The 17079-nt window shown below is 71.0% G+C and carries 14 protein-coding genes; 10 read left to right on the top strand and 4 right to left on the bottom strand.

Features of this window, described 5'->3' with window-relative positions; genetic code table 11:
* Positions 1-59 precede the first annotated feature (59 nt).
* Positions 60-3275: a penicillin acylase family protein gene (locus tag FF096_RS15095; RefSeq protein ID WP_155218498.1), complete on the bottom strand. Its 3216-nt coding sequence runs from the start codon at positions 3273-3275 to the stop codon at positions 60-62.
* Between the two features lie 190 nt (positions 3276-3465).
* Here FF096_RS15095 and uvrC point away from each other — a divergent pair, with 190 nt between their 5' ends.
* Complete coding sequence (gene uvrC, locus FF096_RS15090; RefSeq protein WP_309223340.1) at positions 3466-5496, top strand: excinuclease ABC subunit UvrC; 2031 nt, start codon at positions 3466-3468, stop codon at positions 5494-5496.
* Here the strand turns inward: uvrC and FF096_RS15085 are convergent, their stop codons facing one another.
* Positions 5497-6117: a TetR/AcrR family transcriptional regulator gene (locus FF096_RS15085; protein WP_155218496.1), complete on the bottom strand. Its 621-nt coding sequence runs from the start codon at positions 6115-6117 to the stop codon at positions 5497-5499.
* A gap of 81 nt (positions 6118-6198) precedes the next feature.
* Between FF096_RS15085 and FF096_RS15080 the strand changes: the two genes are divergently transcribed.
* Positions 6199-7041: an NAD(P)H-binding protein gene (locus FF096_RS15080; protein ID WP_309223339.1), complete on the top strand. Its 843-nt coding sequence runs from the start codon at positions 6199-6201 to the stop codon at positions 7039-7041.
* Positions 7042-7085: 44 nt separating this feature from the next.
* Here the strand turns inward: FF096_RS15080 and recQ are convergent, their stop codons facing one another.
* Complete coding sequence (gene recQ / locus FF096_RS15075) at positions 7086-8924, bottom strand: DNA helicase RecQ (protein ID WP_155218492.1); 1839 nt, start codon at positions 8922-8924, stop codon at positions 7086-7088.
* A 235-nt stretch (positions 8925-9159) separates the two neighbouring features.
* Positions 9160-9813 carry a hypothetical protein gene (locus tag FF096_RS15070; RefSeq protein ID WP_155218490.1) on the bottom strand — a complete coding sequence of 218 codons (654 nt, stop codon included), beginning with the start codon at positions 9811-9813 and terminating at the stop codon, positions 9160-9162.
* A 219-nt stretch (positions 9814-10032) separates the two neighbouring features.
* Here FF096_RS15070 and rapZ point away from each other — a divergent pair, with 219 nt between their 5' ends.
* The 8 genes from rapZ (at position 10033) to FF096_RS27105 (ending at position 17039) form a co-directional block, all read left to right on the top strand.
* Positions 10033-10962, top strand: coding sequence for an RNase adapter RapZ (gene rapZ, locus FF096_RS15065; RefSeq protein WP_375335344.1), 930 nt, complete (start codon positions 10033-10035; stop codon positions 10960-10962).
* Positions 10959-11927 (top strand): uridine diphosphate-N-acetylglucosamine-binding protein YvcK, encoded by a 969-nt coding sequence (gene yvcK / locus FF096_RS15060; RefSeq protein WP_155218488.1) that lies wholly within the window; start codon positions 10959-10961, stop codon positions 11925-11927. Before rapZ ends, yvcK begins: the two co-directional genes overlap by 4 nt.
* A 54-nt stretch (positions 11928-11981) precedes the next feature.
* Complete coding sequence (gene whiA, locus FF096_RS15055) at positions 11982-12962, top strand: DNA-binding protein WhiA (protein WP_155218486.1); 981 nt, start codon at positions 11982-11984, stop codon at positions 12960-12962.
* Between the two features lie 248 nt (positions 12963-13210).
* The gene (gap, locus tag FF096_RS15050) at positions 13211-14215 is read left to right on the top strand and encodes a type I glyceraldehyde-3-phosphate dehydrogenase (RefSeq protein ID WP_309223338.1); all 1005 of its coding nucleotides are present in this window, start codon (positions 13211-13213) and stop codon (positions 14213-14215) included.
* Positions 14212-15411: a phosphoglycerate kinase gene (locus FF096_RS15045; RefSeq protein ID WP_309223337.1), complete on the top strand. Its 1200-nt coding sequence runs from the start codon at positions 14212-14214 to the stop codon at positions 15409-15411. The genes gap and FF096_RS15045 overlap by 4 nt, the downstream gene beginning before the upstream one ends.
* Entirely contained in the window at positions 15411-16202 is a 792-nt protein-coding gene (gene tpiA, locus FF096_RS15040; protein ID WP_155218482.1) for a triose-phosphate isomerase, read from the top strand. The genes FF096_RS15045 and tpiA overlap by 1 nt, the downstream gene beginning before the upstream one ends.
* Before the next feature lie 95 nt (positions 16203-16297).
* Positions 16298-16558: a preprotein translocase subunit SecG gene (secG, locus tag FF096_RS15035; protein WP_155218480.1), complete on the top strand. Its 261-nt coding sequence runs from the start codon at positions 16298-16300 to the stop codon at positions 16556-16558.
* Between the two features lie 136 nt (positions 16559-16694).
* Positions 16695-17039 (top strand): RNA polymerase-binding protein RbpA, encoded by a 345-nt coding sequence (locus FF096_RS27105; protein WP_309223336.1) that lies wholly within the window; start codon positions 16695-16697, stop codon positions 17037-17039.
* Positions 17040-17079: the final 40 nt, after the last annotated feature.

The following is a 17079-nucleotide window of genomic DNA, read 5'->3' as shown; positions in this document are numbered from 1 at the left end:
CGCCGAGTCGTACGGTGGTCGCGGCCGGGACGAACCCGTCCCGGCCGCGACCGTCGGCCTCACTGGGCGTGAACCGACATCTCCCAGAGCGAGAAGCCGTACGAGGTACCCCGGGTCAGCCCGTACATCCGCACGTACCGGGCCTGTTGCGGGGCGAAGGCGAGCACGTCGGTGCCGCCGTCCCCGGCGGTGGTCGACCAGACCGGGCGCCAGGTGGCCCCGTCGGTGGACACCTCCACCCGGTACGACCGGGCGTAGGCCGCCTCCCAGGCCAGCACCACCCGACCGACCTGGCGGACGGATCCGAGATCCACCCGCAGCCACTGGTTGTCCGACCAGGAACTGGCCCAGCGGGTGCCCAGGTCGCCGTCTACGGCGCGACCCGCGCCGTTGAACAGTTGGCTGCTGGAGGCGGTGACCGGCCGCCCGGCCGCCAGGTTGCTCAGGTCGTCGCCACGTCGGGCGGGGAACGAGACCACCTGCTGGTAGGTGGGGCGGTTCTGCCAGGCGGTGGGGGCGTGCGTGATGCCGCCCAACGGCGACTGGATGATGGCGTCGGCGCACCACTGGTCACCGGCGGCGCAGGTCGAGTCACCCGGATAGGTCTGCGCGGCCGGGGTCGCCATCGCCGTACGCAGCGTGTCGAGCAGGACCTGGCGGCAGGAGCCCAGGTTCCCGTCGCCGCAGAAGGTACGTCCCGGCCCACCGGCCACCGGCTCGCCCAGGACGGCCCGCAGGTCCTTGTCGACCCAACCCCACCAGCCGTACTGGAACGCCGAACCCTTGTGGGTCTGGGCGCTGTTCGCCGAGGTCGGCAGGTTGGACACGTCGCCCTGCTGGTGGCCGGAGGGTGACTCGTTGACCTGGAGGGTGTTCACCAGCGACTGGTACAGCTCCGCGCCGAGCGGCTCGCGGAACATGCCCCGCACCAGCAGCGGCCACCAGGCGTCGAAGGTCCTGATCGCGTCGGCATGCTGGTACACCCGGCTGCCCTTGGCCGTCTCCACCCGCAGCGCGCCGGCCTGCCGCCACGCCGTCAACCGGGCGATCTCGGCGGCCACGGCGGTGTCGGTGACCGGCTGGCTCTCCAGCACCCGGATCAGTTCGTCGAGCACCTCGGCACCCCGCAGGTCGGTCAGCCCGGCCCGCTGCACCAGCTCGGTCAGCGAGGCCCGGTCGAACGTGCGCCCCGCCGCGAGCGCCGCCCGTACCGGCTTGTCCAGCAGGTCGCCTCGGTGCACCGCGCCGAAGCTGAAGTTGCCGTCGGCGGCGCCGAAGTCCTTGGCCTGCTTGTTGTTCCAGCTGATGTAGTAGTCCTGGTTGACCGACTGCGGGTGGGCCGACGCCGGGGTGTACCGGGCGGTGCCGGTCTCCGGGTCGAAGTCCTGCCACTCGTACGCCCGCTCGGCCTTCATCGGCAGGTTCGGGTTGCTGCCGGGCGCCCGCACCGGGTTCAGCCCGGAGTTGAAGTACGCCGTGTCGGTGGAGTTGACGTAGAACCAGTTGAACGCGAACTCGACGTTGCTCGCCGAGGTGAGGAAGGCCGCGGCGGAGCCCATCTGGGTCGGGTCGTTGTACATCTGGAAACCGATCGCGGAGTCGGCCTCCCGACCGTAGGTGGAGCGTAGGTGGGTGAAGGCGTGCGGCACGCCGCCGACGGTGCCCCGCCACGCCACCAGACCGAGTTTGGTACGCCAGGCGACCAGCCGGTACGACCCGGCCGCGGTGCCGTCGGCGACGGTGGGGCTCCACCGGTTGACGTGGGACAACTCCTCCATCGCCAGGCACTGGCCCCGGAACAGGTAGTGGTTGCTCTCCAGCGTCGGGGTGCCACCGCCGGGTACGCAGAGCGGCACCGCGTACGTGTCGGTGATGTCGTGCACGGCGGAGGTGGCGCTCCAGGCGTAGTCCTGACCCCGGCCGAGCAGGACGTACAGGTTGAGCCCGGCGAAGGCGGCGCCTCGGGCGCTGATGCCCGGCCCCTGCAACTGCTGGACCATCAGCAGTTGGGGCGCGAAGTAGCCGGTCTGCGGCCCGAAGACGGCCACCGGGTGTCCGCTGGCGGAGTGTTCGGCGGAGATCACCGCGGCGTTGGACATGCCCCGGTGCGCCGGGTCGATGGTCAGCCCGGACAGCGCGGCGGCCAGTTCCGCGCTGCGGGGCGAGCCGGTGGTGGAGGTGGCCGAACCGGTCGGGTCGGTGACGACCGGCTCGACCCGGGCCGATCCGGCGTCCGGCAGCACCACGCTCGGTGCGTCGGGGGAGGCGTCGCCGTACGGGAAGCTCTGCCCGTCGTGCAGGGTCAGCACGGTCTCCGGGTCGTTCTGCCCCCGGAACCCGTTCCAGATCCGGTCGCCCTCGACGGGGCCGAACTTGGCCCGGGCGGCGATGCGGACCAGCGCGGACTGCATCTCGTTGCCGCCACCGCCGCCGAACAGGCCACCGATCACCCCGGCGATGGCGATCAGGTCGGTCATGACGAACGGTTCGGGTCCGCCGGCGTTGGTGATCGCGTCGAGGTGGCCGGTGAGCACGTACTCCCCGGGGCAGTTGCGGTTGGCCATGCAGGTGCGGATGTAGGCGTTGACCCCGGCGACGTACTCCTGCACGTCTTGGTAGAGCTGCTCACCGCGATCGCCCTTGCGCCGCAGCGCGGCGACCTGCGCCGCCAGGTCGGCCTCGGTGTACGGGGAGGTGCGCCAGACGCTCTGCTCCAACGCCCGGTTGCCCGGCGCACCACCGGCGAACGGGGTCAGGGTGCCCCGGCCGACGTGCCGCAACAGGTCCATGGTGAACAGCCGGTCCTCGGCTCCGGCGTAGCCCGCGCCGAACATGGTGCCGGCGCGGGTGGTGCCGGTGATGTGCGGTACGCCGTTGGCCCGGTCCCGCACGATGCGCACGTCCGAGCGGGGGGAGTAGTCGCGTTCCACCTGGCTGGGCGCGACTCCGAAGGAGGCGTCGGCGAAGAAGGTGTCGATCTGGTCCGCGCGCAGTCCGGCGTAGCCGTAGACGAGGTCGGCGTACTTGTCGAGTTGGTCGGTGGAGTGCCGGGGTCGGGTGCCGAGGACCTGGTGGCCCAGGATGTCGACCAGGGTGGCGTTGCCGTTCTGGCCGGGCGGCAGGATCTCCGAGCACTCGCCCAGGCAGTAGTCGTCGGCGGCGAGGGTGGTGGTCGCGGCGGCGGGGGCGGTGGTGGGAACGGTGACGAGGAAGGCGGCGAGGGCGGCGGTCGTGGCACCGGCGATCAGCCGGCGGGTGGCGGTGAGACCGGTCATGGCGATCCTTTGTGGACGGGGACCAGCGGGCAGGATCATTACATGAAGAACATTCGGTTACTGGATGGTAGGTCGAGGCGTTCGATATTGGAAGGAGTCGATGACGGCCTCGGTCGAGCCAGTCAGTCAGGGCGAGAAGGCCCATCCGGGGATGATTCGGGCTGTCGGGGGCGGCGACTAGTCTCGGAGTGTGGCTGATCCGTCGACCTACCGTCCCGCGCCGGGCACGATTCCCGAGGCGCCGGGGGTCTATCGCTTCTACGACGGCACCGGTCGCGTGATCTACGTGGGCAAGGCGAAGAACCTGCGCAGTCGGCTCAACTCCTACTTCGCCGACCTGTGGGGGTTGCACCAGCGCACCCAACAGATGGTCACCACGGCCGAGTCGGTCGACTGGGTCACGGTGAGCACCGAGGTCGAGGCGCTCCAGCTCGAATACCTCTGGATCAAGCAGTACGACCCGAGGTTCAACGTCCGCTACCGCGACGACAAGTCCTACCCCTACCTGGCCGTGACCCTCGACGAGGAATATCCACGGCTCCAGGTGATGCGCGGGGCCAAGCGTAAGGGGGTGCGCTACTTCGGGCCGTACTCCCACGCCTGGGCGATCCGCGAGACGCTCGACCTGCTGCTGCGCGTCTTCCCGGCCCGCACCTGCTCCGCCGGGGTGTTCAAGCGGGCCGGGCAGGTCGGCCGTCCCTGCCTGCTGGGCTACATCGGCAAGTGCTCGGCCCCCTGCGTCGGCAGCGTCTCCGCCGAGCGGCACCGCGAGATCGTCGACGACTTCTGCGACTTCATGGCCGGGCGCACCGACACCATGGTCCGCAAGCTGGAACGCGAGATGGCCGAGGCCAGCGCCGCGTTGGAGTTCGAGCGCGCCGCCCGGCTGCGCGACGACGTCGCGGCGCTGCGCCGGGCGATGGAGAAGCAGACGGTGGTGCTCGGTGACGGCACCGACGCCGACGTGGTGGCCTTCGCCGACGACCCGCTCGAAGCCGCCGTGCAGGTCTTCCGCATCCGCGACGGTCGGGTACGCGGCCAGCGCGGCTGGGTGGTGGAGAAGACCGAGGAGCTGACCACCGGCGACCTGGTGCACCACTTCTGCACCCAGGTCTACGGCGGTGAGCAGGGCGAGGCCGACGTGCCACGTGAGCTGCTGGTGCCCGAGCTACCCGCCGACGCCGACGCGTTGGCCGACTGGCTCTCCACCCGTCGCGGCGGTCGGGTGACGTTGCGGGTGCCGCAGCGTGGCGACAAGCGCGCCCTGTTGGAGACGGTGGAACGCAACGCGAAGGACGCCCTGGCCCGGCACAAGCTCAAGCGGGCCGGTGACCTGACCACCCGCAGCAAGGCACTCGACGAGATCACCGAGGCGCTCGGTCTGCGTACGGCGCCGTTGCGCATCGAGTGTTTCGACATCTCGCAGATCCAGGGCACCGACGTGGTGGCGAGCATGGTCGTCTTCGAGGACGGCCTGCCCCGTAAGAGCGAATACCGTCGCTTCATCATCCGGGGCGCCACCGACGACCTCTCGGCGATGTCCGAGGTGCTGCGCCGCCGCTTCGCCCGCTACCTCGACGCCCGCGCCGAGACGGGTGAGGCGGGCGTCGAATCCGCCGACGATCTCGCCGTCGCGGAGCGCGCCGCCGGGGACACCGTCGCCGACTCCGGCGGCGCGCAGGCTGTCACCGACGCTCCCGGTACGGAGGGCAGCGGTGAGCCGGGGATCGGCGCGCTGGTCGACCCGACCACCGGACGGCCGCGCCGGTTCGCGTACCCGCCGCAGCTCGTCGTGGTCGACGGCGGAGCGCCGCAGGTCGCCGCCGCCGCGCAGGCCCTCGCCGAGCTCGGCATCGACGACGTGGCGCTGTGCGGGCTGGCCAAGCGGCTGGAGGAGGTCTGGCTGCCCGACGACGACTTCCCGGTCATCCTGCCGCGCGCCTCGGAAGGGCTTTACCTGCTGCAACGGGTACGCGACGAGGCGCACCGCTTCGCCATCACCTTCCACCGGCAGCGTCGCTCCAAGCGGATGACCACCTCGGCGCTGGACAACATCTCCGGCCTGGGTGAGGTACGCCGCAAGGCGCTGCTGCGCCACTTCGGCTCGCTCAAGCGACTCTCGGCCGCCACCGTGGAGGAGATCACCGAGGTCCCCGGCGTCGGTCGGCGCACCGCCGAGGCGATCCTCGCCGCCCTCGATCCCGCGACCTCACCTGATTGATCAGCTCGGCGGGGTGCCGGGCAGGGGTGTGGCACGGGGTGCGGTGGCGTCCAGCGCGTCCAGCATCAGGTGCAGGTAGCGGGCCGGCTGGTCGGCGACGTGCCGGGGCAACTGGTCCGGATGGCAGGTGAAGACGGTGAGTAGGGCGACCAGGTCGCCGGTGCCGATGTCCGCGCGGATCGTTCCGGCCCGTTGCCCATCGGTGACCAGACCGTCCAGCAGGTCCAACCACTCCTGGCGGGACCGGGCGAACGCGGGTAGCGCCCGCACCTGCGCGACGGGCAGGTCGGCCAGAGCCGCGGCCAGCGCGCCCTGCCCCGGAGACGCGCACCAGTCGACCAGTTCGCGCAGTGCCGACCAGGGATCCGCCGCGCCGTCGATGATCCGTCGGGTGGCGGTCACCAGGTCGGCGACGTACGCCTCGGCTACGGCACCGAGCAGTGCCTCGCGGGTGGGAAATCGCCGGTAGAGCGTGCCGACGCCCACCCCGGCGCGGCGTGCCACCAGTTCCATCGGTGCGTCGAGCCCGTGCTCGACGACCACGTCGCGGGCCGCCGACATGATCTTTGTCAGGTTGCGGCGCGCGTCGGCCCGTAGGGGAGCGGCGTCGTTGGTCGGCAAGGTGTCCTCTATCCGGAAGGTTGTCCTCCGGTTATCCTAGTCGCCGGATAACCGGAATACCTCATTCCGCTTGGAGGCTTGGTGATCATCGTGACCGGCGCGTCCGGACAGATAGGCCGTGCGCTCGTCGATCGACTGGACCGGCACGCGGTGCCCCGGCGGGCGGTGGTCCGCCAGCCCCGGCACGTCGCCGAACTCGGCGGTGATGTCACGCTCGCCGACTTCGCCGACCCCCGCTCGATCCGCGCCGCCCTCGTTCCCGGTGCCCGCCTGCTGCTCAACGGCGCACCGGGGCCGGACTTCGTCCACCAGCAACGGTCGATCATCGACCTTGCCGCCGAGACCGGCGTCGCGCAGGTGATCAAGATTTCGGTACGCGGAGCGGCCCCCGGTGCGCTACTGGCCCAGGGTCAGCACGGCGAGATCGACGATCATTTGCGCGACTCAGGACTGCCGTACCTGATCCTGCAGCCGGTCGGCTTCATGCAGAACCTCCTCACCGAGGTCGCTTTCGCCGAGGGCGAGGGACGGTTCTACGGGTCGTACGGGTCTGGCCCGGTTGGCTACCTCGATGCTCGGGACATCGCCGACGTCGCCGCCGCCCTGCTGACCCGGCCGGTCGAGGCGAACGCCACGCTGATCCTGACCGGCCCCGAGGCGTACACCCACCACGAGGTGGCCGAGACGATGACCGCCGTGCTCGGCCGCCCGGTGCGCTACGTCGACCTGCCGGTGGCCGCCATGGCGCAGCGCCTACGCGCGGTCGGCCTGCCTCCGGCGTTCGCCGACGACCTCGCCACGCTGATGCGCGACATCGGCGACGGCCGGTGGGCCGACACCACCGACACCGTCCAGGCGGTCACCGGTCACCCCCCGCGCACCCTGACCACCTTCGTCACCGACCACGCCACCTGCTGGACCTGACCCCGCACCGTTCGGCGGGTCACGCCAAAGGTGGTGCAGTCGGGTTAGTCGGCTCCGGCGAGGACTTCGAGGATCTGCTCGCCGTACTTGGCTAGCTTGTTCTCGCCGACGCCGCTGATCCGGGACAGCTCGGCCAGCGAGGACGGCTTGTCGGCGGCGATCTGGCGCAGCGTCGCGTCGTGGAAGATGACGTACGCGGGGACGCCCTGCTCCTTGGCGGTCGCGGCACGCCAGGCGCGGAGTCGTTCGAAGGTGCCGGCCGCCTCCGCCGGCAGTTCCGCGACGACGGTGGCCGCGCCGCGCGGCTTGGCGACGCGCGCTGGCCGGGCCGGCTCACGGCGCAGCATCACCGTACGTCGTTTGCCGAGCACCTCGGCGCTGGCGTCGGTGAGCGCCAGCGTGCCGTAGTCGCCCTCCACGGCCAGCAGCCCCTCGGCGAGCAGTTGCCGCACCACGCCGCGCCACTCCGCCTCGCTGCACTCACCACCGATGCCGAACACGGTCAGCGAATCGTGCCGATGCTGGACGATCTTGTCGGTGCTGCGGCCGAGCAGGATGTCGATGCAGTGCCCGGCGCCGAAGCGCTGGTTGCGTTCCCGGTCCAGCCGGAACACCGTGGAAAGCAGCTTCTGCGCGGCCACCGTGCCGTCCCACGACTCCGGCGGCTCCAGGCAGGTGTCGCAGTTGCCGCAGCCGCCGGTGGCCGGCTCACCGAAGTACTCCAGCAACTGCGCCCGGCGGCAGCGCACCGTCTCGCAGAGCGCCAGCATCGCGTCGAGGTGGGCGGCGAGGTTGCGCCGGTGGGCCAGGTCGCCCTCGGAGGTGTCGATCATCTTCCGCTGCTGGACCACGTCCTGGAGCCCGTACGCCAGCCACGCCGTCGACGGTAGGCCGTCGCGTCCGGCCCGGCCGGTCTCCTGGTAGTAGCCCTCGACCGACTTCGGCAGGTCCAGGTGGGCGACGAAGCGTACGTCCGGCTTGTCGATGCCCATCCCGAAGGCGATCGTCGCCACCATCACCACCCCGTCGGCGCGCAGGAAGCGCTGCTGGTTGGCGGCGCGCGTCGCCGCGTCCAGACCGGCGTGGTACGGCAACGCGTCGATGCCGTTGGCGACCAGGAACTCGGCGGTCTTCTCCACCGAGGCGCGGGACAGGCAGTAGACGATGCCGGCGTCACCGGGATGCTCGTCGCGCAGCAGCGCCAGCAGCTGCTTGCGCGGCTCCCGCTTCGGCACGATCCGGTACTGGATGTTGGGCCGGTCGAAGCTGGCCACGAAGTGCCGCGCCCCGGTCAAGTCGAGGCGGGTGGCGATCTCCGCCCGGGTGGCGCTGGTCGCGGTCGCGGTCAGCGCGATGCGCGGCACCCCCGGCCAGCGCTCGTGCAGCATCGACAGGTTGAGATAGTCCGGCCGGAAGTCGTGCCCCCACTGCGACACACAGTGCGCCTCGTCGATGGCGAAGAGACTGATCCGCCCCCGGTCGAGCAGACTCAGCGTGCCCTGACCGGCCAGCGCCTCCGGCGCGAGGTAGAGCAGGTCGATCTCGCCGGCCACGAACTCCGCCTCGACCAACCGGCGGGTGTCGGGGTCGAGGGTCGAGTTGAGGAAACCGGCCCGGACGCCGACGGCGGTCAGCGCGTCGACCTGGTCCTGCATCAACGCGATCAGCGGCGAGATCACCACGGCGACGCCGTCGCGCACCAGCGCCGGGATCTGGTAGCACAGCGACTTGCCGCCACCGGTCGGCATCAGCACCAGGGCGTCCCCGCCGGCCACCACGTGGTCGATGACCTCGCGCTGGAAACCCCGGAACGAGTCGTACCCGAACACCCGCCGCAGCGTCTCAAGCGCGGCCTCGGTGGTCGGTGCGGTGGGGGAGGGCATCCCGGGATTCTACGGACCCGAGGAGACAACGATCGGTGTGGCGTCCGGAACGGCGGGGTGTTCCGCCGACCTCGCCGGGCTCGAAGACCTCATCACGATCCGCACAGTCTGACGTGAACAGCTAGGAGTGACCGGCGATAGGACTGGTGGGCTGCGGCACGGGGCACGTCCAGCACTCGGAAACGCCCGAGTCGGCATTGCCGGGGTCGGTGTCCTCAGCACCCGGTGCGTCCGTTCAGGCCGAGGCCGCAACGGGCACCCGTTTGGCCCAGCGGACCTCGCCGCCGAGCTCGACGTAGCAGAACGCCACCACGAGACGGCTGGGGTCGGTCACCGGCAGGGCGTCGGGGGCCAGCCGGAAGACGGCGATCAGGCTGCCGTCGGCGAGCGCGCGGGTGCCGACCGCGCCGATTCGGTCCGGGATGGTGAACGTCCCCTCGAGCTCCTCACCGCTGGCGGTGTCGGCGAGCCAGGGATACCGCTCGGCCAGCACGTCGTACGCTCCGGCCCAGTTGAAACCCGTGCCACCCGCGGCGTCCCAGCCGGCGTAGGGCTGTACCACCTGGGCGGGTTCCAGCCGGCCGTCGAGCAGCATGACCTGGTAGTGCCCCTTCCGGGGCGGCCCGGACCAGCGCAGCCGCACCGCCACCGACTGCCGGTCGGGGTCGCCGATGATGTTGTCCACCGGTTCGGGCCAGCCGAGCGTCACGACCGCGTCCTTGACCTGGTCCGGCTCCGGCAACAGGGCGTCGACGGTCACCGTCACCTGGTCGCCGCCGCGCGCCCATTCGCGTTCTCGGTCGACGTAGCGGTCCACCGTGGCCAGCACGGCGATGGTGACCGACACCAGGGCAACCACCCAGCGCAGTCGCGCTCCGTGCCTGCCCATGTCCGGAGGATAGTCGCGTCCCGCGCCGACTGCCGTCACTCAGCCGACACCGCAGCGAAAGGAAGGGCCCCTTGTTAACGCCTGATGCATAGGAAGGGCCCCTTCCTAACCGGCGAGCCTGCGGCGGGTGTGCAGGCTAGCGGTGGCCGGCGGGTTAGAGTCGCTGCTTGACCAAGCCGGTCGCCATCGACCGGGGCAGCGTGGTTGGAGGTTTTTCGGGTGGGCGAGGCGCACACGACCGGTCACCGTTCGGGCGTACCCGGTGAGCAGACCGGGCCGATCGCCGAGACGGACACCACGCTGGTCGTGGTCACCGGGCTCTCCGGTGGCGGTCGCAGCACCGTGGCCCGGGCGTTGGAGAACGTGGGCTTCTACGTCGTCGACAACCTGCCGCAGGCGCTGCTGCTGGACATGGCCGAGCTGGCGGTGAAGGCGGGCGGGGCGGCCCGGCGTACCGCGATGGTGCTGGACGTGCGTTCCCGGGCCTTCTCCACCGATCTGGCCGAGGCGATCCGGGAGCTGAAGGAGCGTGGCTACGCCCCCCGGGTGGTCTTCGTCGACGCCGACGACGAGGTGCTGATCCGCCGGTTCGAGAGCGTGCGGCGCTCGCACCCGTTGCAGGGCGACGGTCGGCTCGCCGACGGCATCGCCGTCGAGCGGGGCCTGCTGGAGGAGGCCCGCGACCAGGCTGACGTGATCATCGACACCAGCCACCTGAACGTGAACCAGCTGCGCCGCCGGGTCGAGGAGCTGTTCGGCGGGGAGGACGCCCGCCGGCTGCGGTTGACGGTGATCTCCTTCGGCTTCAAGTACGGGCTGCCGCCGGACGCCGACTTCGTGATGGACGCGCGGTTCCTGCCCAACCCGTACTGGGTGCCCGAGCTGCGCGAGCACACCGGGCGCGAGGAGGCGGTCAGCGCGTACGTGCTGGGGCAGGAGGGGGCGGACGCCTTCGTCGACGCGTACGCGGACCTGGTGAACGCCACCACGGCCGGCTTCGAGCGCGAGGGCAAGCGGTACCTGACCGTGGCGGTGGGTTGCACCGGAGGCAAGCACCGCAGCGTGGCCATCGCCGAGGAGCTGGCGGCCCGGCTGCGTCGCTCCGGGCTGGCCGCCAACGCCCAGCACCGCGACCTGGGGCGGGAATGACGATCCGGGTGGTGGCGTTCGGCGGCGGGCACGGCCTGTCCGCCTCGCTGCGTGCGCTGCGCCGCTGCGCCCCCGAGCTGGACCTGGACATCACCGCGGTGGTGACCGTCGGCGACGACGGCGGCTCCAGCGGGCGGCTGCGCGCCGAGCGGGGCGGGTTGCCCCCCGGTGACCTGCGGCAGGCACTGGTGGCGTTGGCCGGTGACCATCCCGCCACCCGACGCAGCGCCGGGCTGTTCCAGCACCGGTTCGCCAGGGTCGGCGACGGCCCGGGGGACGGGCTGGCCGGGCACGCGGTGGGCAACCTGGTGCTCTGCGGGCTGATGGAGTTGCTCGGCGACCCGGTGGCGGCGTTGGAGCACGCCGGGGCGATGCTCGGCGCGGTCGGCCGGGTGCTGCCGATGTCCCGGCAGCCGGTCGACATCGAGGCCCGGGTACGCGGTGCCGAACCGGGCCGCCCCGACGAGGTGACCGTGGTCCGTGGCCAGCACCAGGTCGCGGTCACCACCGGCCGGGTCGAGTCGTTGCGGCTCACCCCGCAGGCGCCGGCGGCGTGTGCGGAGGCGGTCGCGGCGATCGGCGTCGCCGACTGGCTGATCTTCGGGCCGGGCAGCTGGTACACCAGCGTGTTGCCACACCTGCTGGTGCCGCAACTGGCCGCGGCGATCCTGGCCAGTCCGGCCCGGCGGCTGGTCACCCTCAACCTCGCCGCCGAGAAGGAGACGCTCGGGCTCTCCGTCGCCGACCACCTGGCGGCGCTGCGCTGGTACCTTCCGGAGTTGACTGTCGACTTCGTGCTCGCCGATGCCAAGGCGGTCGGTGACCCCGAACCGGTCCACGGTGCGGCAGAATCCCTGGGAGCCCGACTGGTCCTCGCTCCCGTCGCGGTCGACGACGGCACTCCCCGTCATGATCCGGCTGCTCTGGGCGCCGCCCTGGTGCCTGTAATGGGCGCCGATCGTTAGACACGTACGTAATCTCCGGCGACACGCCGGAACCGGTCCGTGAGGGGACGCACAATGGCGATGACGGCTGCGGTCAAGGACGAGCTGAGTCGGGTCGACGTGCCCAAGCCCTGCTGCCGGCGGGCGGAGATGGCGGCGCTGCTGCGGTTCGCCGGTGGGCTGCACATCGTCTCCGGTCGGGTGGTGGTGGAAGCCGAACTCGACACCGGGGCGGTGGCGCGGCGGTTGCGCCGTGAGATCGCCGAGGTCTACGGCTATCCGAGCGAGATCCACGTACTCGCCTCCGGTGGGCTGCGCAAGGGCAGCCACTTCATCGTCCGCGTCGTCAAGGACGGTGAGGCCCTGGCCCGGCAGACCGGGCTGCTCGACGTGCGGGGGCGACCGGTGCGGGGGCTGCCGCCGCACGTCGTGGCCGCCAGCGTCTGCTGTGCGGTGTCCGCCTGGCGGGGGGCGTTCATGGCGCACGGCTCGTTGACCGAGCCGGGACGCTCCAGCGCCCTGGAGATCACCTGCCCCGGGCCGGAGTCGGCGCTGGCGCTGGTCGGCGCGGCCCGGCGGATCGGCATCACCGCCAAGAACCGTGAGGTACGCGGTGTCGACCGGGTGGTGGTCAAGGACGGCGACGCGATCGCCGCGTTGCTCACCCGCATCGGTGCCCACTCCAGTGTGCTCGCCTGGGAGGAGCGTCGGGTCCGGCGTGAGGTCCGGGCGACGGCCAACCGGTTGGCGAACTTCGACGATGCCAACCTGCGACGTTCCGCTCGGGCGGCGGTCGCCGCCGCGGCCCGGGTGACCCGGGCGTTGGAGATCCTCGCCGACGACGCCCCGGAGCACCTGACCTCGGCCGGTCGGCTGCGGTTGGAGCACCGGCAGGCGTCCTTGGAGGAGCTTGGCGCGTTGGCCGATCCGCCGCTGACCAAGGACGCCATCGCCGGGCGGATCCGTCGGCTGTTGGCACTGGCCGACAAGCGGGCCCGGGACCTCGGCATCCCGGATACCGAAGCGGCCGTCACGCCCGACATGCTCGTGGTCTGATAAGACGGTGGGGCGACCACCCGACGCAGCACGGCTCGGCGCGCTCGGATAAGGTCGCTGAGTACGGCAAGGGGGCCGGCACCGGTACTCCCAACCGTACCCACCGCCTCGACGGCGGTCAGGTCCCTCGGACCGCGGCGGGGTGGCCGGGATGAACCGTCAACGGCCGGCTCCAACGGTCGGCGCACACCATTTCGCCGGCCGAAGGTCTCCACGCCGGCGGACCAGAACGCGAGGAGATGGGACCTGTGACCATCCGGGTTGGCATCAACGGCTTCGGCCGGATCGGCCGTAACTTCTTCCGGGCAGTGCTGGCGTCCGGCGCTGATGTCGAGGTCGTGGCCGTCAACGACCTGACCGACAACGCGACGCTCGCTCACCTGCTCAAGTACGACAGCATCCTGGGCCGCCTCCCGCAGGAGGTCAAGGCCACGGCCGACGAGATCACCGTGGGCGGCAAGTCCATCAAGGCCTTCGCTGAGAAGGACCCGGCGGCGCTGCCGTGGGGCGACGTCGGCGCCGACGTGGTCATCGAGTCGACCGGCTTCTTCACCGACGCGACCAAGGCCAAGGCGCACATCGACGGTGGGGCCAAGAAGGTCATCATCTCCGCCCCGGCGAAGAACGAGGACGTCACGGTCGTGATGGGCGTCAACGACGACCAGTACGACGCGGCCAGCCACAACATCATCTCGAACGCCTCCTGCACCACCAACTGCCTGGCGCCGATGGCGAAGGTCCTGCACGACACGTTCGGCATCCAGCAGGGTCTGATGACCACCATCCACGCGTACACCCAGGACCAGAACCTCCAGGACGCGCCGCACAAGGACCTGCGTCGGGCCCGCGCCGCCGCGCTGAACATCGTGCCGACCTCGACCGGTGCGGCGAAGGCCATCGGCCTGGTGCTGCCGGACCTCAAGGGCAAGCTCGACGGGTACGCGCTGCGGGTGCCGATCCCGACCGGGTCCGCCACCGACCTCACCGTCACCGTCGGTCGGGACACCACCGTGGACGAGGTCAACGCCGCGCTGAAGGCCGCCGCCGAGGGCCCGCTGCGGGGCATCCTGACCTACAACGAGGACCCGATCGTCTCGGCCGACATCGTCACCGACCCGGCGTCGTGCATCTTCGACGCGCCGCTGACCAAGGTCATCGGCAACCAGGTCAAGGTCGTCGGCTGGTACGACAACGAGTGGGGCTACTCCAACCGCCTGGTCGACCTGGTGAAGCTGGTTGGTTCGTCGCTGTGAGCATCCGTAACCTCGACGACCTGCTCGCCGAGGGGGTGTCAGGTCGGCGTGTGCTGGTCCGCGCCGACCTGAACGTCCCACTCGACAAGCAGACCGGTGCCATCACGGATGACGGCCGGATCCGGGCGGTGTTGCCGACCCTGGGCGCGTTGACCGAGGCCGGAGCCAAGGTCGTCGTCTGCTCCCACCTGGGCCGGCCGAAGGGTGCGCCGGATCCGCAGTTCAGTCTCGCCCCGGTCGCGGGACGCCTCGGCGAGCTGCTCGGCACGGCGGTGCACTTCGCCACCGACACGGTGGGCGAATCCGCCCAGGCGACGGTGGCGGCGCTCGCCGACGGCGAGGTGGCCCTGCTGGAGAACCTCCGTTTCAACAAGGGTGAGACCAGTAAGGACGACGCCGAGCGGGGTGCCTTCGCCGATCGGCTCGCCGCCCTCGGTGACGTGTACGTCGACGACGCCTTCGGCGCGGTGCACCGCAAGCACGCCAGTGTCCACGATGTCCCCGCGCGGTTGCCGCACGTGGCCGGACGGCTGGTGCTGCGTGAGGTGGAGGTGCTGTCGCAGCTGACCGGCGACCCCGAGCGGCCGTATGTGGTGGTGCTCGGTGGCTCGAAGGTCTCCGACAAGCTCGCGGTGATCGAGGCGTTGCTGCCGAAGGTCGACCGGCTGCTCATCGGTGGCGGCATGTGCTTCACCTTCCTCAAGGCCCAGGGCCACGAGGTCGGTTCCTCCCTGCTGGAGGAGGAGATGGTGGAGACCTGCCGCAACCTGCTGGAGCGCTCCGAGGGCAAGATCATGCTCCCGGTCGACGTGGTGGCCGCCGAGGCGTTCGCCCCGGACGCCGCGCACGACACCGTGCCGGCCGACGGCATCCCCAGCAAGCGGGTGGGGCTGGACGTCGGCCCGAAGACGGTGGCGGGCTTCGCCGCCGCGCTCAAGGACGCCCGGACGATCTTCTGGAACGGCCCGATGGGCGTGTTCGAGATGGCCGCGTTCGCGAACGGCACCCGCGGGGTGGCCGAGGCGATCGCCGGTTCGGAGGCGTTCAGCGTGGTCGGTGGCGGTGACTCCGCCGCCGCGGTACGGGCCCTGGGGCTGGACGAGAAGGCCTTCGGGCACATCTCCACCGGTGGTGGCGCGTCCCTGGAGTACCTGGAGGGCAAGACCCTCCCCGGCATCGCGGCTCTGGAGAACTGATGGCGAGCGCTACCCGCCGGCCGTTGATGGCCGGCAACTGGAAGATGAACCTCAACCACCTCGAGGCGAACCTGCTGGTGCAGAAGCTGGCGGCCAGCCTCACCGAGAAGCAGCTGACCGAGGTGGAGACGGTGGTGCTGCCGCCGTTCACCGACCTGCGCACGGTGCAGACCGTGGTGGAGGGCGACAAGCTGCTCATCGGCTACGGCGGGCAGGATCTGTCGCCGCACGCCTCCGGCGCGTACACCGGGGATATCTCCGGCGCGATGCTGGCCAAGCTCGGCTGCACGTATGTGGTGGTCGGGCACTCCGAGCGGCGGCAGTACCACCACGAGGACGACGCGTTGGTGGGCGCCAAGGTGCAGGCGGCGCTGACCAACGGGTTGACCCCGATCCTCTGCGTGGGGGAGGGGCTGGACGTCCGGGAGCAGGGCAACCACGTGGCGCACTGCACCGAGCAACTCGACGCCGCCCTCAAGGGGCTCAGCCCGGAGCAGGTGCTCCGGGTGGTGGTCGCGTACGAGCCGGTCTGGGCGATCGGCACCGGTAAGACGGCCACCCCGGAGGACGCCCAGGAGGTCTGTGGCGCGCTGCGGGCCCGGCTGGCCGAGACGGTGGACCAGGCCACGGCCGACGACGTACGGATCCTCTACGGTGGCTCGGTCAAGTCCTCGAACGTCGCCTCGATCATGGCGCAACCGGACGTGGACGGTGCCCTGGTGGGCGGCGCGAGCCTGGACGCCGAGGAGTTCGCGAAGATCTGCCGGTTCCCGGAGCACATTACCGGCTGATCGCTCGCTATCCTTGACTCCGCCCGTCCGCCGGTCGGTGCCGCAGTGCCCGATCTACCCGGGCGAGGATCGTAACGAGAGGACTGACCCCCGCCATGCCGCTCTGGTTCACCTACACGTTGATCGCGTTGCTGGTCATCACGAGCTTCCTGCTCGTTCTGCTCATCCTGCTGCACCGCGGCAAGGGCGGTGGAATGTCCAGCATGTTCGGCGGTGGTGTCAGCTCCAGCCTGGCCGGTTCCTCCGTGGCCGAGAAGAACCTGGATCGATACACCGTTCTGGTGGCGATCGTCTGGTTCGCCTGCATCGTCGGGCTCGGTCTCTGGCTTCGGCTTGAGGTGGGCACGGGCGTCTGAATCGATCCCCGAGGCGTACAATCTGCGCGCGGTCCGTCACTCGACGGGCCGCGCGCAGTCCGTTTCACCCGCTGCACCGCGTCGCCCGCCGTCCACCCCTCGACGGCGGTCCCCTCCGACGACAGGAGTCAGCGCCGTGCCGAACGGCCACGTCATCCGGGGCGCCCGGGTCGGGTCCGCGCCCCCACGTCTACCCGAACGCCACCAGCCGGTCCCGTGCCGGTCGGTGAGCTACTGGTGCCGCAACGGGCACCGCACCGACATCCGGATCGTCGCCGACGTGGCGGCCCCGAGCGTGTGGGACTGCCCCCGCTGCGGGCTGCCCGCCGGCCAGGACGCCCAGGATCCGCCGGGGCGGACCCGGGCCGAGCCCTACAAGACCCACCTGGCGTACGTGAAGGAACGTCGTACCGACGCCGAGGGGGAGGCGATCCTCGCCGAGGCGCTCGCCGCCCTGCGCAACCGGCGCGGCGGGGGCTGATTTCCGCCCGACCCGGCGTCCGGAGGGTCACCTCGATCGA

The sequence above is a fragment of the Micromonospora sp. CP22 genome (genome assembly GCF_009712475.1).
GTDB lineage: Bacteria > Actinomycetota > Actinomycetes > Mycobacteriales > Micromonosporaceae > Micromonospora.
The sequence above is the reverse complement of the archived record's forward strand: the minus strand, read 5'-3'. Positions and strand labels throughout refer to the sequence as shown.

Coding starts and splice junctions, on each gene's coding strand:
- FF096_RS15095 (WP_155218498.1), bottom strand. CDS start 3,275: ATGACCGGTCTCACCGCCACCCGCCGGCTGATCGCCGGTGCCACGACC.
- FF096_RS15070 (WP_155218490.1), bottom strand. CDS start 9,813: ATGGGCAGGCACGGAGCGCGACTGCGCTGGGTGGTTGCCCTGGTGTCG.
- whiA (WP_155218486.1), top strand. CDS start 11,982: ATGGCGATGACGGCTGCGGTCAAGGACGAGCTGAGTCGGGTCGACGTG.
- secG (WP_155218480.1), top strand. CDS start 16,298: ATGCCGCTCTGGTTCACCTACACGTTGATCGCGTTGCTGGTCATCACG.
- tpiA (WP_155218482.1), top strand. CDS start 15,411: ATGGCGAGCGCTACCCGCCGGCCGTTGATGGCCGGCAACTGGAAGATG.
- yvcK (WP_155218488.1), top strand. CDS start 10,959: ATGACGATCCGGGTGGTGGCGTTCGGCGGCGGGCACGGCCTGTCCGCC.
- recQ (WP_155218492.1), bottom strand. CDS start 8,924: ATGCCCTCCCCCACCGCACCGACCACCGAGGCCGCGCTTGAGACGCTG.